Source organism: Mesorhizobium sp. WSM3859, from assembly GCF_002295065.1.
Taxonomy (GTDB): domain Bacteria; phylum Pseudomonadota; class Alphaproteobacteria; order Rhizobiales; family Rhizobiaceae; genus Mesorhizobium.
Map to the genome: position 1 here is coordinate 24,038 of NZ_NSGG01000005.1, position 21,791 is coordinate 45,828.

General features: G+C 65.3%; 17 protein-coding genes. 2 read left to right on the plus strand and 15 right to left on the minus strand.

Going from position 1 to position 21,791, the window contains the following annotated elements; translation table 11 throughout:
- Positions 1–29: 29 nt before the first annotated feature.
- The 11 genes from CK230_RS12715 to CK230_RS12765 form a co-directional block, all read right to left on the minus strand.
- Positions 30–767 (minus strand): GntR family transcriptional regulator, encoded by a 738-nt coding sequence (locus CK230_RS12715; protein ID WP_095817532.1) that lies wholly within the window; start codon positions 765–767, stop codon positions 30–32.
- A 263-nt stretch (positions 768–1,030) separates the two neighbouring features.
- Positions 1,031–1,708, minus strand: a complete 678-nt coding sequence (gene rpe / locus CK230_RS12720; RefSeq protein ID WP_095817533.1) for a ribulose-phosphate 3-epimerase — start codon at positions 1,706–1,708, stop codon at positions 1,031–1,033.
- A gap of 179 nt (positions 1,709–1,887) precedes the next feature.
- Positions 1,888–5,640: a DUF11 domain-containing protein gene (locus tag CK230_RS12725; protein ID WP_095817534.1), complete on the minus strand. Its 3,753-nt coding sequence runs from the start codon at positions 5,638–5,640 to the stop codon at positions 1,888–1,890.
- On the minus strand, positions 5,637–7,610 hold the full coding sequence (locus tag CK230_RS12730; RefSeq protein ID WP_095817535.1) for a hypothetical protein: 1,974 nt from the start codon (positions 7,608–7,610) through the stop codon (positions 5,637–5,639). Before CK230_RS12730 ends, CK230_RS12725 begins: the two co-directional genes overlap by 4 nt.
- Positions 7,611–8,065: 455 nt before the next feature.
- Positions 8,066–9,007, minus strand: a complete 942-nt coding sequence (locus CK230_RS12735; RefSeq protein ID WP_095817849.1) for an alpha/beta hydrolase — start codon at positions 9,005–9,007, stop codon at positions 8,066–8,068.
- A gap of 28 nt (positions 9,008–9,035) precedes the next feature.
- Positions 9,036–9,818, minus strand: a complete 783-nt coding sequence (locus CK230_RS12740; protein ID WP_095817536.1) for a carnitinyl-CoA dehydratase — start codon at positions 9,816–9,818, stop codon at positions 9,036–9,038.
- Entirely contained in the window at positions 9,811–11,889 is a 2,079-nt protein-coding gene (locus CK230_RS12745) for an acetate--CoA ligase family protein (RefSeq protein ID WP_095817850.1), read from the minus strand. Before CK230_RS12745 ends, CK230_RS12740 begins: the two co-directional genes overlap by 8 nt.
- Positions 11,890–11,953: 64 nt before the next feature.
- Positions 11,954–13,117 (minus strand): acyl-CoA dehydrogenase family protein, encoded by a 1,164-nt coding sequence (locus CK230_RS12750; protein ID WP_095817537.1) that lies wholly within the window; start codon positions 13,115–13,117, stop codon positions 11,954–11,956.
- Positions 13,118–13,121: 4 nt separating this feature from the next.
- Positions 13,122–14,264, minus strand: a complete 1,143-nt coding sequence (locus CK230_RS12755) for a carnitine 3-dehydrogenase (protein ID WP_095817538.1) — start codon at positions 14,262–14,264, stop codon at positions 13,122–13,124.
- 2 nt (positions 14,265–14,266) lie between these two features.
- Entirely contained in the window at positions 14,267–14,893 is a 627-nt protein-coding gene (locus CK230_RS12760; RefSeq protein ID WP_095817851.1) for an HD domain-containing protein, read from the minus strand.
- Between the two features lie 71 nt (positions 14,894–14,964).
- Entirely contained in the window at positions 14,965–15,888 is a 924-nt protein-coding gene (locus tag CK230_RS12765; protein ID WP_095817539.1) for a 3-keto-5-aminohexanoate cleavage protein, read from the minus strand.
- Between the two features lie 125 nt (positions 15,889–16,013).
- On the opposite strand from CK230_RS12765, the gene CK230_RS12770 reads away from it, so the two are divergent.
- A complete protein-coding gene (locus CK230_RS12770) occupies positions 16,014–16,994 on the plus strand; it encodes a GlxA family transcriptional regulator (RefSeq protein ID WP_095817540.1) in 981 nt (326 codons plus the stop codon).
- On the opposite strand, the gene CK230_RS12775 is transcribed toward CK230_RS12770, so the two are convergent.
- From CK230_RS12775 to xylA, 3 genes are all read right to left on the minus strand, one after another.
- Complete coding sequence (locus CK230_RS12775; RefSeq protein ID WP_348629154.1) at positions 16,975–17,736, minus strand: TIGR01458 family HAD-type hydrolase; 762 nt, start codon at positions 17,734–17,736, stop codon at positions 16,975–16,977. The two genes, CK230_RS12770 and CK230_RS12775, sit on opposite strands and share 20 nt — an antisense overlap.
- Before the next feature lie 91 nt (positions 17,737–17,827).
- The gene (locus CK230_RS12780; protein ID WP_095817542.1) at positions 17,828–18,031 is read right to left on the minus strand and encodes a hypothetical protein; all 204 of its coding nucleotides are present in this window, start codon (positions 18,029–18,031) and stop codon (positions 17,828–17,830) included.
- Between the two features lie 199 nt (positions 18,032–18,230).
- Positions 18,231–19,556 carry a xylose isomerase gene (gene xylA, locus CK230_RS12785; RefSeq protein ID WP_095817543.1) on the minus strand — a complete coding sequence of 442 codons (1,326 nt, stop codon included), beginning with the start codon at positions 19,554–19,556 and terminating at the stop codon, positions 18,231–18,233.
- Between the two features lie 112 nt (positions 19,557–19,668).
- Between xylA and CK230_RS12790 the strand changes: the two genes are divergently transcribed.
- A complete protein-coding gene (locus tag CK230_RS12790) occupies positions 19,669–20,031 on the plus strand; it encodes a nuclear transport factor 2 family protein (protein WP_095817852.1) in 363 nt (120 codons plus the stop codon).
- A 278-nt stretch (positions 20,032–20,309) separates the two neighbouring features.
- Here CK230_RS12790 and xylB read toward each other — a convergent pair whose 3' ends face one another.
- Entirely contained in the window at positions 20,310–21,764 is a 1,455-nt protein-coding gene (xylB, locus tag CK230_RS12795; protein WP_095817544.1) for a xylulokinase, read from the minus strand.
- Between the last annotated feature and the right edge of the window lie 27 nt (positions 21,765–21,791).

A 21,791-nucleotide genomic window follows, 5' to 3' on the forward strand; every position in this document is an offset into this window, starting at 1 on the left:
AGCAAAAACCGCGGGATGGTTGTCAGTCGCTATCTGCGGCGCGCCTTGGCAATACCGGCCCTCGGGTCATAGCCCTGGGCGAAGCGTTCCATGCACATCGCGGCAGTGAGGCGGTAGTGGTTGAGAAGCGCCTCGACCGCGCCGTCGGCGTCGCCGTCCAGCGTGCGCTCGGCGATGATGCGGTGCTCGCCGAGATCGTCGCGCCCCATCCCCGGCGCATTCTGCGAGATCAGCCGGTAGCGCGAGGCCTGGTCGGAAAGCTGGTCGCAAAAGCCGATCAGCCAGTGCGACCTGCATGCTGAGATCAGCGCGCGATGAAAGGCGCGATGCAGCTTCTCCCATTCCGGATCGTTGGTCGAGGGATCCTCCGGCAGGCGACGCTCGGCACGGGCCAGGCGGTGAAGGGCCAACACCAACTGTTCTTCCCATTCAGCCGTGCGGTGAGCAATGGATTCGCGCAGCGCCCGTTCCTCCAACCAGCACCGCGTTCGCGTCAGTTCTTCGAGTTCCGCGGCGCTGACGGGCATGAGGAAGAAGCCGCGCTGGTCATGCCGCCCGAGCAGGCCTTCGGCGGCAAGTCGGTTGAGGGCCTCGCGCACCGGTGACGCGCCCGCGCCGTAGCGCGAGACGACCCACTCGACACGCAGCTTGCTCTCGGCCTCCAGCGCGCCGCGCAAAAGATCGTCGCGGAGCTGTTGGTACACTGAACTGGCCAGCGTGCTCTTGGCGCCCTTGCCGTCGCGCGGATCGGCAGTTCCGTGTGTCAAATGAACTCCTATTGCTTGCCCAGTTTTGTCAGGGCCCCTCGGTCAAGCAATTTCCCGTACATGTATCATACAGCCGGGCAAGGGGGGCTCAAGCGGAAGATGATGATATTCGACTTTAAGACAAGGCGGCTGGTCTATTGAATGCGTCAAGTAGAATCTCGACAAAGAAACCGCTATTGCTGCACCGCATCATATACTGAAAAGTCGTTCAATAAGCGCTGCGGCTTTGCAACTCTCGCGAGAGACGGTACGGTCGTATATACTTAGCTGGTGGCCCCATCGGCAGCCGTGCGAATTGCTTCGATATTTGCTCTATAGGCTTCGACGCTGCCGCCCGTGAAGACAGCGGCGCCCGCCACCAGCACATTGGCGCCGGCCGCGGTCACCAGCGGCGCCGTCTCGGCCGAGACGCCGCCGTCGATCTCGATGTGGATCGGACGGCTGCCGATCAGCGCCTTCACCCGCTTCACCTTGTCGACGATCGACGGGATGAAGGCCTGCCCGCCGAAACCCGGATTGACGGTCATGATCAAGATCAGGTCCAGCCGGTCGAGCACATATTCGATCGCCGTCTCCGGCGTCGCCGGGTTCAGCGAAACGCCGGCTTTCTTGCCGAGGCTCTTGATGGTCTGCAACGAGCGGTCGAGATGCGGCCCGGCTTCGGCGTGCACCGTCATGCCGTCGCAGCCGGCCTCGGCGAAGGCTGCCAGGTAGGGATCGGCCGGCGCGATCATCAGATGGCAGTCGAAAAAGGCCTTGGTACGGTTGCGGACCGCCTTGATCACCGGCGGGCCGAAGGTGATGTTGGGCACGAAATGGCCGTCCATCACGTCGAGATGGATCCAGTCGGCGCCGGCTGCGGCCACCGCCTCGACCTCGTCGCCGAGTTTCGAAAAGTCCGATGCCAGCACCGACGGTGCGATCAGGGTCTTCTTGCTCATGGCGCGGCCTCTGTTGCGGATGCAGATCTCGGGATTGCCTAGAGCATTTTGCGCCCAAGTGGAATCACTTGGAGTTGCGGAAATGCGGCTAAACAGGAGGAAGATGCCGAAAGGGGAAGCGCGGGACAAGAAAGACCCGCCGGATCGCTCCGGCGGGTCTTGGTCTTCAGCCGCCTGGTTTACGGCTTCAAGTTCTGGATGTTGGCGCCCGCCGGGTCCTGCAGCACACGCCGCGGCTGTCGCTGCGGCACCAGCTGCTGCAGGATGTTTGGGTTGAGCAGCAGGTTCGGATTGATCCCCAAGCCCGGCTGCCGGCGGATCGGGAAGCAATCCGGATACCGTCCGGTCGTGCCGACCGGGCAGCGCCGCCTGATAATCGGCTGGCAAATGCCGTCGATCATCTGCGAGCCCGGAGCGCATTCAGCGTCTTCGAACGTGCCGCATCTGCCTTCTATCACCTCGGTGCCGTGCGGACACACGCAGGCGCCGCGCTTGTTGAGGACCTGGCCGCGGATCGAGCACGTCTGCGGCTTCCTGATCGGCGCGCAAGCCTTGCCCTTCAGCGCCGTCCCCTTCGGGCAGACGCAGTCGCCATCTGCATTGCGCACCTGGCCGCGGATACGGCACCGGGCAGGCGGCTGTCTGTCAGGCACGCAAGCCTTGGCAATGCGGTCGAGATGCGTGCCGTCCGGGCAGGTGCAGCCATTCGATGTCGGCACCGCGCCAGGGATCGTGCATTTCGGTGGAGCGACCTGGCACACGCCGTTCACCAGCTCGCCGCGGCGGCACACGCAATTGCCGTCCTGATCGCGGTACTGGCCTGGGCGCAGCGTGCATTGCGGCTCCTGCGGCTCTCCGCCCTTGACGCACTTGCCATTTTCCAGGTCGGTGCCGCGCGGGCAGACGCAGCGTCCATCCTCGGTCCGGATTTGGCCCTGCAGCAGGACGCAGCGCGGCGGTGGCGGCAGCGGCAGGAGCTTGGTGCCGCCGCCTGTGCCCCCACTAGCCGAACATTGGCCGTTGCGGAAGGTGGTGCCCTCCGGGCAGACGCAACGGCCGGCCGAGTTCAGCACCATTCCATACAAGCACTGGATCTTCACCTCACGCCGGATGGTGAAGGGATGGCACGCGTAAGCCTTGCCGCGATCGCCTTGGACGTTGGTCAGGTCGCGCGACAGCGTGTCGCCGCCGCCCTGCACCGGCGTGTTCGGAGGAAGCACGCCGACGCAGTTCTGCCCGCTGACCGTGCCCTGCAGAGCGGCAAGACGCCCATCCTCCGGAAGGATCACGGTGACGTGGTGGCTGTGGCTTTCGCCGACGCCCAGCGTCAGGTCAGCGATGCAGGACGCGGGCAGCGTCGTCGGCTCCGGCGAACAGCCGAAGGGCGGATCGATCGAGGTGATCTGAACGCCTTCCAGCCGGCCGAGACCCTCCACGCCGATCGCATCGCCGATGCGGACCGGACCGGAGAAGGGGTTCGGCCCCTCATTCGTGATGGTGATCTCGAACGAGCAGGGTTGTCCCGGCTGGCACTCGGCATCGCCGGTCTTCTCCACACGGACGGTGGAGGCGCCGCCGCCCTTCGCGCAGGCCTGGCCGATTGGATAGACGATGTCGTCGCCAGGCGCCGGCCCGAAGCTGCCGCGCGCGCAGTTCTCGAACGCGCCATTGCCGCTCACCGTCACGTCGAAGTGCCGGCTGGTTCCAGGCGCCATGACGGCGCCGGGAATCTGGCAGGACAGCGAGTTTGCAGGCACCGGACCGCAGCTCCACTCCGCGCCGTCAGGGGTGACGGTCTGGATCTGGACGGGCGCTCCGCCCGACACCAGCGCGGCGGCATCGCTGACCCGTACCTGGCCAGTCGGAGCGGCGGTGCCGGCATTGGTGACGGTGATCCGGCAGGAAACAGCCGCGGCACCGGCCAGCGAACCGCCGCATGTCTTGCCGATGCGCAGGCCGGGCTGGCCGCCATTTGGATGGCGGATGCGCTCGGTCGCGCAGGCCTTGTTGTTGGCGAGGTCGACCTCGCCGGGAATGCCTTTCACCTCGGCGCAGTTCTCCACCGTGTCCGGCCGGTAGCTTGCCGGCATCACCGCCTTGACGACGATCGGCGTCGAGGCGCCCGGAGGCAGCGCGATGCCGGCATTGTCGCAGCGGAACTGGCCGGCGCCGTTCGGTCCGCAGGTCCAGGGCGGGCTCGGCCCGAAGGTCGACGAGGTCGGCGCGCCGCCCGGATAGGTGTCGATCACCGTCAGCGGCCCGTTATAGGTGCCGGTGCCGTTGTTGATGATGTCGATCACGAAGTAGCAGACGCCGTCCGGCGTGCAGACCGGGGCGCGGGCGCGCTTCTTCAGGATCAGGTCGACCTTCTTCTCGACCGGCGGATTGCATTGCGGATCGCGATCGCCACGGCGGCAGATCGGGATCGAGGCGCAGCCGCGGTCATTCTGCTGGCTGCCGAACAGCGGCTTGCCGCTGGCCTGGTAGTCATACGCGGCGCAGTTGCGCAACGCGCCGCCCTGCCAGCCGCCGGCCGGCTTGAAGCCTAGCTTGAGGTTGACCGAGGCGCCAGGGTTGAGCGTCGTTGCCGGGTAGGTGCAGGTCATCGGCGTCGTGCCGGGCACGCAGACCCAGGGCGCATTCGGCCCGGAGGTCAGCACGGAGCCTGCCGGCAACGTCACCTCGTCGAGCACGATCTTGCCGTTATAGGGCGCGTCGCCGACATTGGTGACCGTGATGGTGAAGTCGCAGCCGCCGGCCATCGTGCAACGCGGCACGTCGGCATGTTTCTCGACCTTGAGGTCCGGCTCCTTGTCCTTCGGCGGGCATCTCAGGTCACGCGGGATGACGATGTCGATGACCTGCGTGCAGCAGAGCCCCCAGCCTTCCTTCGGGCCGGCATAGGTCTCGATGCCGGTGACGATAAGGTGGATGGCCTCGCCAGGCGAGGCGCCGATGATCTTCCAGTTCAGCACGCCGCCGCCGACCGGCACCTTCTGCGTGTCGGGAACGATGGTGATGCCGGGCGCGGTCGTCGACACCTGCACCCATTTGCCGCCCATCTCGGGTCCGACCGGCATGTGGTAGATGAAGGCGCCGCCGCCGGGCACGCAATCGACAGTGCCGTGCTCGACCTTGAAGCACTCCTTGCTTGGAGGCGGAGGCGGCGGGTTGCATTTGGTCGGGTCGATCCTGATCGAGGTTTTCACCCCGGTGAGGAAATCGCCGTCGTCGGGCTTGTCCGGATCCTGCGAGGGGATGGTCGTTGCCGGCCCGCCCCGCAGCGAAACCTTGATCTCTCCCTGGTTGTCGACCGTCGCCGGCACGGGAAAGGTCGCATGGTCTATCTTGGCGGTGATGCGGAAGGTGATGACGCGCTCGTTCGCAGCACCCGCGCCATCGAGGTTCGCAGCGCTGATGCGGAAGTTGGAAACGTTCGCCGTGTCGTTCGGACCGGCCGACATGCTGATTGAAGCAGCCGGCAGCGGTCCGCCGGAGGCGCTGGTGCCGTCGCCGGCGACATCGACGCTGACTATCTGCAGGCCGTGCGGCAGCTGGTCCCTGAAATCGAGCCTTGTTGCTTTGAGCAAGGCCGCCACGCTCGGCCGGTCGAAGTCCTGCGGGTCGCCGTGGATGCCGAAGCTCAGGACATATTCGACCGTATCACAGCTTCTCTGGCCGCCTTTCTTGGTGAAGAAGGGCACGATCCGCGCAAGTTCCGCGTTGATGCCGCGCGACGCTGGGTTGGCGGCCTGGCTGGCCGTGGCCGGAGCCTTATCCTGGGCGAGCGCCGGCAGGGCCGGCATCATGGCGACCGCGATACCGGCCGCCATCAGCCAGCGCGCGCCGCGCCTGGCATATGACAGGGGTTTCATGATCGTCTCCATGACGGTTTTGCGCGAGGCGAAGCGGGAATGGGCGAGATCGCTCATCTTTCCCTCCTCGGCGCTTCGCAGTCGACGGCTGGCGTCCTGAGCGGCAGCGTCATCTTGCAGCAAGGATAGTAGCCACCCTTGTCCTGGTCGGACTTGCGGTAGAAGCAGAGCCCGACATTGACGGTGTCGCCCGGATCATGGCCGGTGATGTCGATCGTGTAGGGCTTGCCCGGGACATGCGACATGGGGGTGGTCACCCCGACGCCGGACGTCCTGGACTGCGCCTTGATCGAATCGCCGCCAAAGCCGGCATGGTCATGGAGAGTGAGTTCGGCCCGCAGCCCGCGCGGCGTGCAGTAATAATGCACGTCCTCGACATCGACGCAGGGCGGCAGATTGCCGGGCGGCGGGAAGTCGGGCGGATAGAACGGAGGCAGATAGCCGCCGCCGGGGATTTCCTCGTAAAAGCCGGCACGGCCCTCGCAGGGGCGCCAGACTCTGACGTCGCCGACATGGCCCTGCACGTCCGGGTCCTCGAAATAGCCGTCGAAGTCGATGAACCACGAGCCGAAGGGCGGCACGTTGGCCGGCTTGACCAGCGCGCTCGGCGTCAGCTGCACGCCATGCACGGCAAGCGGTCCACCGCCGGCGAGCCGCTCGGCAAGCTCCGGATTGTCGCGCAGCTTGTCGCCGGTGTTGACGACGGTGTCCGTGCAGACGGACGTGTCGAGATTGCCTTCGGCATCGTAGCGATATTGCAGGTCGACGCCGCCGGCCGACTGGCGGTTACCCTCTGGGAAGCCGACCGCATATTCCTCTGGAACCTCGACCCAGGCCGATTCCGTCGCCGGATCGTCCGGATCCTCGCGCCAGTAGCGGATCAGCTCGCCTTTGCCGGAATCGGCGAAGCGGCTGTAATCGTAGCGGTTCTCGACCGGACCGCGCTGGGCGAGATACATGAAGCCCTTGTTGTCGAAGGCGATGTCAGTGACGGCATAGTCCTGCTCCGCCTTGACCGTCAGCTCCCAGTGCGGATCGCCGGCAAAGCTTCCGTCGCTTGCAATGCCGACCGACCAGATTTCGGCCTTCTCGCCGACGGAATAGTAGAGCCGGCCGCCATGATAGGCGACGGCCCAGACGTGGCGCGCATCCTGCGTATAGCCCCAGGTCGCGGGATCTTCGGCGTCGAAGGCCGCGCTCTGGATGTCCATCGCGGCGCCGTCGTCGGCGATCGGTGCAAGCCCATGCGCCGGGCGCCCGGCAACGCCATGGTCGAAGCTGTCGATCAGATTGCCCTCGATATCGATGCGGTGAATGAGCCCCGTGTCGAGATCCGAAGCGAAGAACTCACGATGGGTCGGATCGAAGGCGAGGTTGCCGATGCCTGGCCCGCTGTCGGTGTCGATGTCGGCGAATTTGGAGACGGCACCCGTGATGCCGTCGATCTTCCAGATCGTGCCCGGACCGCCGCCATTCTCGGTGCCGAACTGGCCGTCCATGAAGACCGCGCCCGCAGCGCCGCGGCGCTGCCGTTCCGGCCTGCCGTCATCGTCGGCGTCCGGCGTGACGATCTCGATACCATGCAGCGAGGTCGCGGCCGCATAGAGGTTGGGAACGCCCGAGGGTACGCCGTCGCGGATGCCATCGTCATAGGCGAGGCCGAACACCTCGCCGATTTGACCGGCAGTCACCTCGAAGGGAGGCGGCGTGAAGACAAGCTGACCCGAAGCCGGCCCGCCGAGATGCGAGACGTCGAAAATGCGCAAGGATGCGCGGGACGTGTCGATGAAGGTCTCGTCGACTGGGTCGACGCCGGGCGGCAGACCTTGATCGAAATCGGGAATGATGGTGCCCGGAAAGCCGGTGACCGCCATCGATCCGGGATAGATGATCTCCTGCGCCTTCGCCGCGCCGCCGAGAAAGAGGCCGGCGGACAGCGCCAAAGCGAGAATTCCGCTGCCTGTCGCGATTGCGCGGCGCAAACGGCCGCCACGGGAACGCAGGAACGAGCCGCGAACGCCAGACATTGAACTCCCCCCGAAGCCGCTGGGAGAAACGTCCATTCTTGCCGCGCCAACCAGGGCAAGGCGCGGCGTTGCAGCACGTTCTTCCCCGATCGAATTGTCTGCCTTCCTCTCTGCGACGATACGACGGCTCTTCCGCAGGGTCAACGGAATCAGCCGGAAGCCCAGCGCGTCAACGCCATCCCGAAGGCGGTGATCGCGCTGGACTCCCGTTGTTCCCGGAGACCGCGAAGTCCCTGGGTTTCTGGTCATGGCGGCTTTCCTTTCCGGACCGCACCATTGCGGCGCCTGGCCATCAGTCGCGGGCCGGCGCGGAAAGGTTCATGGGAGGATAGCGGAGCGGAAAGCGCCCTGGAGCAATTCCAGGAAAAGTGTGAGCGGTTTTCCGTCCGGAATTGCGCAAAAACAAGGAGATAGAGCGGTTCGCCGTTTCCGTGAAACGGTGAAACGCTCTAGGGTCACCAGATCCAGTCGCCGTGGCCGAGCGCCGAAATTGCCTCGACGATGCGGGTAAAGCTGGTCCGCGCTCGGCCGACCATGTGCCGGCCCCTGAGGTAACCATGGACCAGCCCCGGCTCCTCGAACCAGAAGGCGCGTCCGCCGGCCGCGACGACGCGGTCGCGATAGGCTTCGCCGTCGGACGACAGCGGGTCGCATTGGGCGGTGATCAGCACGGTCGGGGGAAGGTTCGCGAAATCGGCGTCGGCGAGCGGGTAGAGCGTGATGTCGCCGGTCATGTCGATGCCGCCAGTGCGGACATGCTTGTAGAAGTCGAGGTCGCGCACCGTCAGCATCGGGGCCTCGGCATGCGTGACGTAAGAGCCCTTCGAGTGGTCGCCGCCGAGGCCGGGATAGATCAGCACCTGGCCGGGGGGCTTCTTGGCATGGCCGCGCGTGGCGTGGGCGACCGCGGCGCAAAGATTGCCGCCGGCGCTGTCGCCGCAGAGCAGGACCGGGCAGTCATAGGTCTTGGCGGCCCATTCGAAGGCGTCCATGGCGTCGTCGAAGGCCGCCGGGTGCAGATGCTCCGGCGCCAGCCGGTAATCGAGCGACACCACCTCGAAGCCGGTGCGGGCGCAAAGCTCGGCGCAGATATCGTCATGGCTGTCCAGCCCGCCAAGGATGAAGCCGCCGCCATGGATATAGAGCACCATCGCGGCTCCGTCCGGAACGGCGTTGCGGTAGATGCGGATCAAGATGCTGTTGGTTGGTGCGGCAACGGCAGTCGTCTCCGCCGTCACGCCTTGCGGATAGCCGGCAAAGAACTCCCGGCACATCCGGTCGTAGATCGCGCGCTGCTCTTCGATCGTGTAGTCGATCGTATCCGGCGGATAATAGGAGTTGGTCTTCTCGATGAAGGCCCAGGTCTCTGCGTCGATCAGGGTTTTGTAGTCGGTCACGATGGATGACGCCGTCATCTCCGTGGTGTCACTTTCCCTTCCACACCGGATCACGCTTTTCCGCGAACGCCCGGAAGCCTTCTATATTGTCTTCCGACCCGTAGAGGATATCGACCGTCGGCAGCTGCCTCCTTGTCACCTTGTTCATGGCGTCCTGGAAGGTCAGCGCCTCGGCCACCCGCGCCGTCTCCTTGATCGAGGCGAACACTAGCGGCGGGCCGCTGGCCAAAAGCCTTGCGATCTCCCAGACGCGCTCCTCGAGCTTGTCCTTGGGCAGCACCTCGTTGACCAGGCCCCAGCGATGCGCTTCGGCGACATCCATCCAGCGGCCGGTGAACAGGAGGTCCATGGCGATGTGGTAGGGAATGCGCTTCGGCAGCTTGATCGTCGCGGCATCAGCCAGCGTGCCGGCGCGGATCTCCGGCAGCGCGAAGGAGGAATGGTCCGAGGCGTAAATGAGGTCGCAGGACAGCGCCAGCTCGAAACCGCCGCCCACCGCCATGCCGTTGACGCAAGCGATCACCGGCTTGTTGAGGTCGCGCAGTTCCTGCAGGCCGGCGAAGCCGCCGACGCCATAGTCGCCGTCGACCGCATCGCCGGCGGCGGCCGCCTTCAGGTCCCAGCCGGCGCTGAAGAACTTGTCACCGGCCGTCTTGACGATGGCGACGCGCAGTTCGGGGTCGTCGCGGAACGCCTTGAAGGTCTCGCCCATCAGCCGCGATGTCTTCAGGTCGATGGCGTTGGCCTTCGGCCGGTCGAGCGTGACCTCGAGGATCGCGCCTTCGCGGCGGGTGGTGATGACGTCAGCCATTCTTCTTTTCTCCAAGCACCAGCAGGGCGTCCGCGATCCATGCGCCCTTGCCTTCGGCGCAGACGATCAGCGGGTTGATGTCGAGTTCCTCGATCTCGCCTTCGTTCTTCTGGACGAAGTCGGCAATGCCGGCGATGGCGTCGATGGCGGCGTTGACGTCGGCCTTCGGCCGGCCACGATAGCCTTCGAGCAACGGATAGAGCTTCAACCCACGCAATGCCGCCTCGATGTCGTCGCGCGTCGCCGGCAGCATGAGCGTCACGCTGTCGCGCAAGAGCTCGACCAGCACGCCGCCGGTGCCGAGCGTCATCACCACGCCGAACATCGGGTCGCGGGTGAAGCCGACGATCAGTTCGGCGACGCCGTCGCGCACCATGCGCTCGGCATAGAGCCCGGTGCCGAGCGGCAAAAGGTCATGCGCGGCGGCGCTGACCGATTCGGCATCCTTGAGGTTCAGCCTGACAGCGCCGACTTCCGACTTGTGCGTCACGCCGAGCGCCTTGAGAGCGACCGGGAAGCCGAGCGTCATGGAGGAGATCACCGCCTCGACCGCATTGGACGCACGCTCGCCCTTCGGCACCGGCAGTCCGGCCTTGATCAGCCTTTCCTTGGCTTCGGCCTCGTCCGGCGTCACGCGCTTGGCTTCGGATGCTCCCGCTGCCGTGGTGTCGACCGGCTGCGCCTGCGGCTCGCGCCAGGCCCAGCCGATGAAGGCGGCAGCCTGGGCGGCGTCCATGGCCTCGGAAATGCCGAACAAAGGCACCATGCCGCGCGCCATCAGGCCGGCGGTGTATTCCTCCGGCAGGTTCTCCGGCAGCGAGGAGACGATCGCGCCTTGCGCCTTGTTGGTCCTCAATGCGGCCTCGAAAGCACGCAGCGTCGTCCACCAGTCGACGTCCGAGCAGCGGTCGGGGCGTGGGAAGTCGAGCACCAGCATGTTCAAGTCGAAACCGCCCGACACCATGGCGGTGAAGGTCGCCGTCATCGCCGGCTCGTTGTTCCAGATGAAGGTGTGGTAGTCGAGCGGGTTGGCGACCGCGACCAGCGGTCCGAGTGTCGATTTCACATGGGCGCGGTGTTCGGCCGTCAGGGCCGGGAAATGCACCCAGCGCCCCTCGGCGCTGTCGGCCATCACGGAGGCTTCGCCGCCCGAGCAGCTCATCGACGACAATTTGTAGCCCGGCAACGGCCCGGTGATGTGCAAAAGCTTCAGCGCCTCGATGAAGGCGGGGATGGAATCGACGCGCGCGATGCCGAGCCGCTTCAGGAAAGCCCCGGAGGCGGCGTCAGATCCGGCGAGCGAGGCGGTGTGCGACACCGTGGCCTGCCTTGCCTGTTCGGAGCGGCCGACCTTCATGGCGATGATCGGCTTCTTCAATTCGCGCGCCCGCGCCGCCAGCCTCTCGAAGCCGGCTACGGAATCGAAAGCCTCGATATGCAGGCCGAGCGAGGTGACGCGCTCGTCCTCGATCAGGCCGAGCGCCATTTCGGAGAGCCCGGTCTGCGCCTGGTTGCCGGCCGTCATCAGGAAGGCGATCGGCAGGCCACGCTTCTGCATCGTCATGTTGATGGCGATGTTGGACGACTGGGTGATGATGGCGACACCCTTGCCGCCCTCCGGCAGGCGGATGCCGCCATGCTGGTCGGGCCACAACAGCGCGCCGTCGGCATAGTTGATGAGGCCGTAGCAGTTCGGCCCGATGATCGGCATCTGGCCGGCGGCGGCGACGAGCTCCGCCTGCAGCCGCTCGCCGTCCTCGTCATAGGCCTCGGTCTCCAGGAAGCCCGCCGCGAAGCAGACGGCGCCGCCGGCGCCGCGCTCGGCCAGCGCCTTGATCACCTCGATGGTGAGATGCCGGTTGACACCGACAAAGGCGGCGTCCGGCGCTCCAGGAAGATCGGCGACCGAGCGGTACGCCTTGCGGCCGGCGACCTCATCCTTGGTCGGATGCACCGGCCAGATTTCGCCGGCAAAGCCCATCTTGATCGATTGCGCCACGACGGCGGCGGCCTGCGCCCCGCCGAACACGGCGATCGATTTCGGGCGCAGGAGACGTTCGAGTTTATGCATGGTCATCTTTTCGTTTGAGCATGATCCCGTCCAAAGCCGGATCCCGGCTTTGGCGCATCATGCTCTAAGCTCCGAACGGACGCAGCAGCGCCCGCGAAATAATATGTCGCTGAATCTCCGACGTGCCTTCCCAGATGCGCTCGACGCGCGCGTCACGCCAGATGCGCTCCAGCGGCAGGTCGTCCATCAGCCCCATGCCGCCGTGGATCTGGATGGCTTCGTCGGCAACGAACGCCAGCATCTCGGTGGCCTTCAGCTTGGCCATCGCCATGTCCTGGTCGGTGACCGTGCCCTGATCGTACTTCCAGCCGGCTTCGAACACCATCAGATCGGCGGCCTTGAGTTCCGTCGCCATGTCGGCGAGCTTGAAGGAAACGCCCTGGAACTTGCCGATCTGCTGGCCGAACTGCTGGCGCTGCGCGGCATATTCGATGGCGTGGCCGAGTGCGCGCTCGGCGCGGCCAAGACAGGTAGCGCCGACCTGCAGCCGCGTGGCGCCCAGCCAGGAGTTGGCGACATCAAAACCCTTGTGCACCTCGCCGAGCACCTGGCTCGCCGGCAGGCGGCAGTCGTCGAATTCGAGGATCGAGTTGGTGTAGCCGCGATGCGAGACGTTGCGGTAGCCGTCACGCACGGTAAAACCCTTGGTGCCCTTGTCGACGAAGAAGGCGGTGATCTTCTTGCGCTTGCCGCGCGGCGAATCCTCTTCGCCCGAGGCCATGAACACGATGGCGAAGTCGGCGATGTCGGCATGCGAAATGAAATGCTTGGTGCCGTTGAGCACCCAGTCCGAGCCGTCCTCCACAGCGGTCGCCCTCATGCCGCGCAGGTCGGAACCCGCGCCGGGCTCGGTCATCGCCAGGCAGTCCCATTTCTCGCCGCGGATGCAGGGAAAGAGGTATTTTTCGCGCTGCTCCGCCGTGCCGGCGAGCAGTATGTTGGACGGACGCGCCACGCAGGTCCAGTGCAGGGCGTAATTGGCGCGGCCGAGCTCCTTTTCGTAGAGCAGCCAGCTCACCGTATCGAGGCCGGCGCCGCCGACATCGGCCGGCATGTTGGCGGCGTAGAGGCCGGCTTCGATCGCCTTCGCCTTCAATTCGTCGATCAGCTCGCGGCGCAACTCGCCGGTGCGCTCCACCTCGCGCTCATGCGGGTAAAGCTCGTTCTCGACGAAGGCGCGCGTCGTCTCGACGATGAGCTTTTGTTCTTCCGAAAGACCGAAATGCATCGCCTCAGCCCTTCTTCTTGCCGCTCTTCTTCGGCTTCTCGACCTTTACCGCCTTGGCCGGTTTTGCGGCCTTTGCCGGCTTTGCGGCCTTCTTCGCCGGCTTGGCCGCTTCGGCTTTAGCCGTAACCTTGGCGGAAGCCTTCTTCGCCGCCAGCTTGGCGAGCTGCCTGGTATAGTCCTTGTGCAGCGCGCCGGCGCCCCAGCCCTTGCCCTTGTTCTGCTTCGACAGCGCCTCCATGATCGCGACCAGATTGTCGTCGCGGATTTTCTCCAGCTCGCGGATCGACAGGCCATGCGCCTGCTCGTCCGACTGGATGGCGATCAGGTCGACCAGCTCGTCGTTGAATTCCGGCACATCCATCAGCTTGGTCCACGGCCATTTCAGGCAGGGTCCGAACTGCGCCATGAAGTGACGCATGCCCGCCTCGCCGCCGGCGACGCGGTAGACCTGGAACATGCCCATCTGCGCCCAGCGCAGGCCGAAGGAATAGCGCATGATGTCGTCGAGTTCCTCGACGGTGCAGATGCCGTCCTTGACCAGCCACAGCGCCTCGCGCCACGCGGCCTCGAGCAGTCGGTCGCCGACGAAGGCTTCGATCTCCTTGCGCACCACCACCGGCTTCATGCCGATCGAGGCGTAGAGCTCCTTGGCGACCTCGATCGCCTCGGGGAAGGTCTGCTCGCCACCGACGATCTCGACCAGCGGCAGAAGATAGACCGGATTGAACGGATGGCCGACGACCAGCCGCTCCGGGTGCTTCTTCATCGCCACCTGCATGTCGGTGGGCTTGATGCCGGAGGTTGAGGAGCCGACAATGGCGTTGGCCGGCGCATGCGCGTCGATCTCGGCCAGCACCCTGTGCTTGAGGTCGAGCCGCTCCGGCACGCTTTCCTGGATGAAGTCGGCGTCGGCGACTGCTTCGGCGATGGTCTTGGCGAAGGTGAGCTTGCCTTCCTTGGGCAGGCCGCCCGGCAGCATCTGCTTATAGGCGCGGCGCGCGCCTTTCATCACTTCGCCGACCTTGCGCGACGCTTCCGGATCCGGATCGAAGATCGACACGTCGATGCCGTTGAGCAGCAGCCGCGCCACCCAGCCGGCGCCGATGACACCGCCGCCGATGGCGGCCGCCTTGTTGATGATGCTCATGGTCAGGCTCCGGTTCTTGTCTTGGCTGTATCGGGGTCGGTAAGGGCGACGCGCTCGCCGGCGCGGATCACCGCCGGGTCGTAGGCCTTGCGGGCGAACACTTCGAGCACGAAGGGCCGGAAGAACTCGATCGGCAGCGTCTTGTAGTCGGGATCGAAGCTCGACTGGTCCCAGCGCTCGCAGAACTGGTCGCAATCGTCGAAATAGGCATGCCCGGCGAAACGGTCGCGGTCGTGGCGGTTGCCGCCCAGATGATGCGCGTAATAGAGGCGCTGGAAATCGCCGTGCTTTTCCACCACCCAGGTGCATTGCTCGCGCACGAAGGGTTTCAGGATCGCAGCCGCATATTCGTCGTGGTTGTAGGGTGCGTAGATGTCGCCGATGTCGTGCAGCAGCGCCGAGACGATCCAGTCGGTGTCGGCGCCGTCCTGCCAGGCACGCGTCGCCGCCTGCAGCGAATGGCCGAGCCGGGTGATCTTGTAGCCGGAAAGCCCCTCGTCGAGCTGCACCAGCGCATCGAGCAGCCGGTCGCCGGTCTTGGCGGCATAGTCGGTCTCATGAGCGGTCAGGAATTCATAGTCTTCCCTGTCGCCGTCCTTCATCGCGGTGAATTTGACGGTATCAGCCATGACCAACTCCCGGTGTCTTTTCTGAGCATGATCTTGTCCGAAAACCGGTTACCCACTTTTCGGGATCATGCTTATGCAGCGGCCGCGATCGGTGCCCGTTTGGTGAGATTGAGCTTCTTGCGCACTTCCTCAGGCCCGAGGATACGGGCGCCGAGATTGGTGACGATGCTGGCGGCGCGCTCGACCAGCTGCGCGTTGGTGGCCAGAACGCCCTTGTCGAGCCAGAGATTGTCTTCCAGGCCGACGCGGACATTGCCGCCGGCAAGCACCGCCGCCGCGGCATAGGCCATCTGGTTGCGGCCGATCGCGAAGGCCGACCAGTTCCAGGTCGAGGGCACGTTGTTGACCATCGCCATGAAGGTGTTGAGGTCGTCCGGCGCGCCCCACGGCACGCCCATGCAGAGCTGCACCAGCGCGTCGGCGTTGAGCACCTTCTCCTCGACCAGCTGCTTGGCGAACCACAGATGCCCAGTGTCGAAGGCCTCGATCTCGGGCTTCACGCCCAGCGCCGTCATCATGCCGCCCATGGCGCGCAGCATGCCGGGCGTGTTGGTCATGACATAGTCGGCCTCGGCGAAGTTCATCGTGCCGCAATCCAGCGTGCAGATCTCCGGCAGGCACTGGCGCACATGTTCCATGCGGTTGGTGGCGCCGCCCATGTCGGTGCCCTTTTCGTTGAGCGGCAACGGCGCCTCGGGCGAGCCGAACACCATGTCGCCGCCCATGCCGGCGGTGAGGTTCAGCACCACGTCGACATTGGCATCACGGATGCGCTCGGTTACTTCGCGGTAGAGATGCACGTCGCGGCGCGGCTTGCCGGTCTCGGGATCGCGCACATGGCAATGGACGATCGCGGCGCCCGCCTTCGCCGCATCGATCGCCGAATCGGCGATCTGCTTGGGCGAGCGCGGCACATGCGGAGAGCGGTCCTGCGTGCCGCCGGAGCCGGTCACGGCACAGGTAATGAAGACCTCACGGTTCATCGCAAGCGGCATCGTCTATCCTCCCAGGGTCGATCGGCCATGCATGCCGCCAAAAGCGGAAGCCTGTTGGGCTATGCACGGGATGGGCACAGAATGACCGACTTGCCGGAAACTGTTTTGCGTTTTACGAAGCACTCATGATCAAAAGCGAAAAGCCGTCCATCTTTCGCTCCGAGCGGGAGACGCTCAAGGTGACGTTCCTCGTGTTCTCGGGCTCGTCGATCATGTGCGTGGCTTCGGCGGTCGACCCGTTGCGCGCCGCCAACCGCATCTCCGGCGAGACGCTCTTCGATTTCAAGCTGGTCTCGGTTACCGGCGAGGCGCCGGTCACTACTTGCGGCCTGCCGGTTGCCGTCAGCGGCCGCTTCGACGCGGCCGAGCCGACCGACATGCTGGTGGTCGTCGCCGGCTTTGGCACGCAGAACTACGCCACGTCCGCGCTGCTTGCCGGTCTTCGCCGCGCCGCGCGCGCGGCGCGCGCCTGCGGCGGCGTCGAGGCCGGCACCTGGCTGGTGGCGCGCGCCGGCCTGCTCGAAGGCCGCAGCGCCACCACCCATTGGGAGGACATGGAGGATTTCTCCGCCGCCTTTCCCGGCGTCGACGTGCGGCCGGACCGCTATGTCATCGACGGCCCGGTCTTCACCTCCGGCGGCGCCTCGCCGACCTTCGACCTGATGCTGCATCTGGTCCGCACCCGGCTCGGCATCGCCGCCGCGCTCGATGTCGCCAGCGTCTTCATCTACGATCAGGCCCGCGCCGCGACCGACGCGCAGCCGCTGGTCTCGCTCGGCCGGCTCGACGGTTACGACCCGCGCCTTGCCCAGGCGATCCGGCTGATGGAAGCGCATGTCGACCAGCCGCTCACCATCGACGCCGTTGCCAAACGCGCCGGCGTGACGGCAAGAACGCTGGAAAGCATCTTTCGCAAATCGATCGGCGAGACGCCGGGCGCTTATTATCTGAGGCTGCGCCTCAGCGCCGCCCGCCGCCTGGTGGTCGACACCCGCATTGCCATGGCCGATATTGCCGGGCGAACCGGCTTTTCCTCCGCCGCGGCATTTTCCCGAGCTTTTTCTCGGGCTTTCGGCGAAGCGCCGGTCAGGTTACGGCGCGGTTGAGTATCCACTCGGCTGCTGCCGCGAGATCGTCGACCAGCGCTGTGGGAGCCGGATCGAAGCGTGTTTCGTCGCCGGGACGATATTTGCCGGTGCGCACCAGAAGCGCCGCGCCAAGCCCGGCGCGCAGCGCGCCGGCGACATCGCCCTCGGCGTCGTCGCCGATCATGACCGCATCGGCCGCCGGGCAGTCCAGGTCCGCAAGCGCCGAGAGAAAGAAATCCGGCGACGGCTTGCCGAGCACAAGGGGGCTGCAGCCGCTCGCGAATTCGAGCGCCGCGACGAAGGCGCCGGTGTCGAGACTGAGCTGGCCGTCGGCATCCTTGAAGGTACGATTGACGGCAAGCGCTACAAAATCGGCGCCGGCAAGCAGTTCGCGGAATGCCCGGTTCAGGCTCGCATGGTTGAAGCCCTCGCCGGCATCGCCGATGACGACCGCACGCCCGTTCCCGCCCTCCAGTCCCGAAAACTCGCCTTCGAGGTCGGGATGGACAAGCAGATGCGGCTGGCGGTCGTGATTGCGCAGCCATTCGACCGCGGCGCGCGCCGGCGTCAACAACTCTTCGTCCGTAACCTCGATCCCCATGGCCACAAGCTGCGCGATGATCTTGCTGCGCGGCGAGCGTGTCGTGTTGCTGACGAAACGCAGCGGCAGGCCGGCCTTACGCAGACGTTCGATAGCCGCGGCCGCGCCTGGTATCGGGGTATCGCCATCGTAGACGACACCCAGAAGATCGAGCAGCACCGCGCGTAGCATCGGCGCAGGATGGAGAAACAGTCTCTGTTCGTCAAACCAGGAGAAAATCAGGCCGCGAGAGAATCAGGCCACGGAAGAATCAGGCGGCGTCGCGGCCTTCGCCGACGATGCGCGAGCGCATGCTCTTGGCCAGCGCCGTTTCGAGCCGCGCGGCAACCGCGCGATCCCATTCATTTGTCTTGCGCGCACTGTCTTTCGAGTGCGGCAATGCCATCAGCCGGTCGATGATCGATCCGGTTTCGCCGGACGAGAGCAGGGCGTCGATTTCGCGTTCGTGCTGCATATCGGTTCGCCTCCTTCTTCTTCACCCGCCACAGGAGCCACGTTTATACGAAATCCGTGACGGCTGTTTGAAGGCAAGAACGAGGTCATTGAAGGGCAGCGCGGGGCAAAGTTTTGTCGCTTGATTCCGCCCTCGCGAACGCAATTTTCAGGCCTGCCCCGCGTCCCGATTGCTCGGGCGCGAGGCAGCCTGCCGTTCTTTAGACATACCTGTTGACGATGTTTTCGAGCAGCTCCTGCCGGCCGGAGCGCGGCTGCGGCTCGATCTTCTTCTTCACCACGCGTTCGGCGATCTCCTCCAGCGTCCGCTTGCCCGCAAGCATCGCCTTGCCTTCGGCGGTGTTCCAGCCGGCATAGCGTTCGGCGAGCGGACCGGACAGCGCCTTGTCCTCGATCATCTTCGCCGCCGCCTTCAGGCCGCGCGCGCAGGCATCCATGCCGCCGATATGGCCGATCAGGAGGTCGTCCGGGTCGAGCGACTGGCGCCGGAGCTTGGCGTCGAAATTGGTGCCGCCGGTCTTGAAGCCGCCGCCCTGCAGCACCTGGTAATAGGCCAAAGCCATTTCCGGCACATTGTTGGGGAACTGGTCGGTGTCCCAGCCCGACTGGTAGTCGTTGCGGTTCATGTCGATCGAACCGAAGACGCCCAACGCGTTGGCCAGCGCCAGCTCGTGCTCGAAGGAATGGCCGGCGAGGATCGCGTGGCCCTGCTCGATGTTGAGCTTGACCTCCTTCTCCAGCCCGAAGCGCTTGAGGAAGCCGTACACCGTGGCGACATCGTAGTCGTACTGGTGTTTTGTGGGCTCCTGCGGCTTCGGCTCGATCAGGATCGTGCCCTTGAAGCCTATTTTGTGTTTGTAATCGACGACGAGGTTGAGGAAGCGGCCGGCCTGTTCCTGCTCGCGGGCAAGGTCGGTGTTGAGCAGCGTCTCATAGCCCTCGCGCCCGCCCCACAGCACGTAGTTCTCGCCCTTGAGCTTCTTGGTGACGTCGATGCATTTCTTCACCGTCGCCGCCGCATAGGCGAACACATCCGGGTCGGGATTGGTGGCTGCGCCCGACATGAAGCGGCGGTGCGAGAACAGGTTCGCCGTGCCCCAGAGCAGCTTGACCCCGGTCTTCTTCATCTTCTCGGCGAAATAGTCGGTGATCTCGTCGAGGCGCGCAGCGCTCTCGGAGAAATCCTTGCCTTCCGGGCGCACGTCCGCATCGTGGAAGCAGAAATACGGCGCGCCGAGCAGCGAGAACATCTCGAAGGCGACGTCGGCCTTGAGCTTGGCCAACTCCATCGTGTCGATGCCGCCCGGCTTGGCGAACCAGGGCCGGTCGAAGGTCTGGCCGCCGAACGGGTCTCCGCCCGGCCATGCAAAGGAATGCCAATAGGCAACGGCAAAGCGCAGGTGGTCTTCCAGCCGCTTTCCGGCCAGCATCTCGTCCGGGTTGTAGAAACGATAGGCCAGCGGATTGGTCGAATCCGGTCCCTCATATTTGATTTTCTTGATGTCGCCGAAAAATCCGCTGCTCATGGTTTCCTTCCTCTCCGGGTGCATTCGTCCGATTACCTCAGGCGTAATTGGTTTCGCTTCTGTGGGGCGCCAAAAGGGTCATGTCGAAACGATCCAACGAAGGACCATGACCATGACCGATCTCAACACGATCGCCCGCAACTACATCAGCGCCTGGAACGAGAGCGATGCGACCCGCCGCAAGGCGCTTCTCGACGCGGCCTTCACCACGGATGTCAGCTATCGCGACCCGGTCATGCAGGGCGACGGCCATGACGGCGTCGCGGCGCTGATCGACGGCGTGCAGCAGCGCTTCGCCGGCTTCCGCTTTTCGCTGAAAGGCGAGCCGGACGGTTTCGCCGACAAGATCCGCTTCTCGTGGAATCTCGGGCCGGAAGGCGCGGAGTCCGTCATCGAGGGCACCGACATCGGCGTCATCGAGAATGGGCGGTTGAAGAGCGTCACCGGATTTCTGGACAAGGTGCCGGCGCAATAAGGCTAGCTGGGTAAGGGAGGCGCGAGGCCCCCCTCTCTGGCCTGCCGGCTCCGGCCCTTCGCTATCGCTCCGGGCGTTCGTCGTTCGGAAAGCCAAGCAATTGGCTTTCCGCCCGCTGCGCGGACTACTCCTCACCCCCCTCAGGGGGCGAGATTGATCGTCACGCGGACCTTCGCCAACCAACAACGCCGAAAGAAAAGACCCAGCGCCCCAACTACCAATCTCCCCCCTTGAGGGGGGGATGGCCGGCAGGGCAGAGATGGGGGCCTCGCTCCCACTCACGCAGTTACAGACCTTATCGCCGGATAAAGAGCGCGATACCTCTGATAGGCATCCGCGTAAGCCCCACCCAGCCCTGCATCCGGCTCGATCGTCGCATCCGTCGCCGGCGCAGTGCACACGCCGAGCGGATCGGCCCCCGTCGCGGCGATCAACCCTAGCCTTGCCGCACCAAACGCCGCGCCGAAATCGCCGTCGGCGGGAATATCGACCGGCACTTGCAGCGCGGTGGCGATCGCCTTCAGCCAATAGCGCGAGCGCGAGCCGCCACCGATCGCGGTCACCCGGCTGAGCGTCGTGCCGGCGGTCTTCAGCGCTTCGAGACTGTCGCGGAAGGCGAAGGCGACGCCTTCCAGCACCGCCTGCGTCAGCACGGCCCGGCTGGATTCGTGTCCGAGCCCAGTGAAGGAGCCGCGAATGGCGGAATCATTGTGCGGCGTCCGCTCTCCCGACAGATAGGGCAGGAAGGTGACGCCCGTCGGCGCCCTAAGCGTCTCGCCGAGCTCGCCGGTCAGCTCGCCGGCGCCCTTTCCCGTGATCTCCGACAGCCAGTTGAGCGAATCGGTGGCCGACAGGATGACGCCCATCTGGTGCCAGGTGTTGGGCAGCGCGTGGCAGAAGGTGTGCACCGCGCTTTCCGGATTGGGCAGATAGGAGGCGTTGGCCGCGAAGAGCACGCCCGACGTGCCGAGCGACACGAAAGCGTGACCGGCGCCGACCGTGCCCATGCCGCAGGCCGAAGCCGCATTGTCGCCGGCGCCGCCGGCAACAGGAATACCGGCCGGGATCCCCCATTTCGCCGCGAGCACGCCGCGCAATCCGCCGGCCTTGGCCGTGCCTTCGACCAGCGACGGCATATGCTTCTCGTCGAGCGACGTCGCCGCCAGCAATTCGGAAGACCAGCGGCGCTCGCCCACATCGAGCCAGGACGTCCCGGCCGAATCCGACATTTCCGAGATGTACTCGCCGGTCAGCCAGAGGCGCAGATAGTCCTTGGGCAACAGCACCTTGGCTACTCTGGCAAAGATTGCCGGCTCGTTGTTCTTCACCCAGGCAAGCTTCGGCGCGGTGAAGCCCGGGAAAACGATGTTGCCGGTGAGCTTGCGGAACCGCGGATCGGCATCGAGCGCCGCCGCCTCGACATGGCTGCGCGTGTCGTTCCACAGGATACAGGGGCGCAGCACCTTGTCCGAGGCGTTCAGCAGGGTGGCGCCATGCATCTGGCCGGAAAGGCCGATGCCCTTGACCGCTGCGAGCTCTTTCGGATGGGAAGCCTTGAGTTCGGCAGTTGCGGCCTCGCAGGCCTCGATCCAATGGGCCGGATCCTGCTCCGACCAGCCGGGATGCGGTCGCGAGACGTCGAGCGAGCCATGGCCGGCGCCGATGACCTTCTGGCCGTCATCGATCAGCAGCGCCTTGACGCCCGAAGTGCCCAGGTCGAGGCCGAGATGCATGATTTCCTCCCATTGCCATTAATTTTT

Coding starts and splice junctions, on each gene's coding strand:
- rpe (WP_095817533.1), bottom strand. CDS start 1,708: ATGAGCAAGAAGACCCTGATCGCACCGTCGGTGCTGGCATCGGACTTT.
- CK230_RS12725 (WP_095817534.1), bottom strand. CDS start 5,640: ATGAGCGATCTCGCCCATTCCCGCTTCGCCTCGCGCAAAACCGTCATG.
- CK230_RS12730 (WP_095817535.1), bottom strand. CDS start 7,610: ATGTCTGGCGTTCGCGGCTCGTTCCTGCGTTCCCGTGGCGGCCGTTTG.
- CK230_RS12740 (WP_095817536.1), bottom strand. CDS start 9,818: ATGGCTGACGTCATCACCACCCGCCGCGAAGGCGCGATCCTCGAGGTC.
- CK230_RS12745 (WP_095817850.1), bottom strand. CDS start 11,889: ATGCATAAACTCGAACGTCTCCTGCGCCCGAAATCGATCGCCGTGTTC.
- CK230_RS12750 (WP_095817537.1), bottom strand. CDS start 13,117: ATGCATTTCGGTCTTTCGGAAGAACAAAAGCTCATCGTCGAGACGACG.
- CK230_RS12755 (WP_095817538.1), bottom strand. CDS start 14,264: ATGAGCATCATCAACAAGGCGGCCGCCATCGGCGGCGGTGTCATCGGC.
- CK230_RS12760 (WP_095817851.1), bottom strand. CDS start 14,893: ATGGCTGATACCGTCAAATTCACCGCGATGAAGGACGGCGACAGGGAA.
- CK230_RS12765 (WP_095817539.1), bottom strand. CDS start 15,888: ATGCCGCTTGCGATGAACCGTGAGGTCTTCATTACCTGTGCCGTGACC.
- CK230_RS12770 (WP_095817540.1), top strand. CDS start 16,014: ATGATCAAAAGCGAAAAGCCGTCCATCTTTCGCTCCGAGCGGGAGACG.
- CK230_RS12780 (WP_095817542.1), bottom strand. CDS start 18,031: ATGCAGCACGAACGCGAAATCGACGCCCTGCTCTCGTCCGGCGAAACC.
- xylA (WP_095817543.1), bottom strand. CDS start 19,556: ATGAGCAGCGGATTTTTCGGCGACATCAAGAAAATCAAATATGAGGGA.
- CK230_RS12790 (WP_095817852.1), top strand. CDS start 19,669: ATGACCGATCTCAACACGATCGCCCGCAACTACATCAGCGCCTGGAAC.
- xylB (WP_095817544.1), bottom strand. CDS start 21,764: ATGCATCTCGGCCTCGACCTGGGCACTTCGGGCGTCAAGGCGCTGCTG.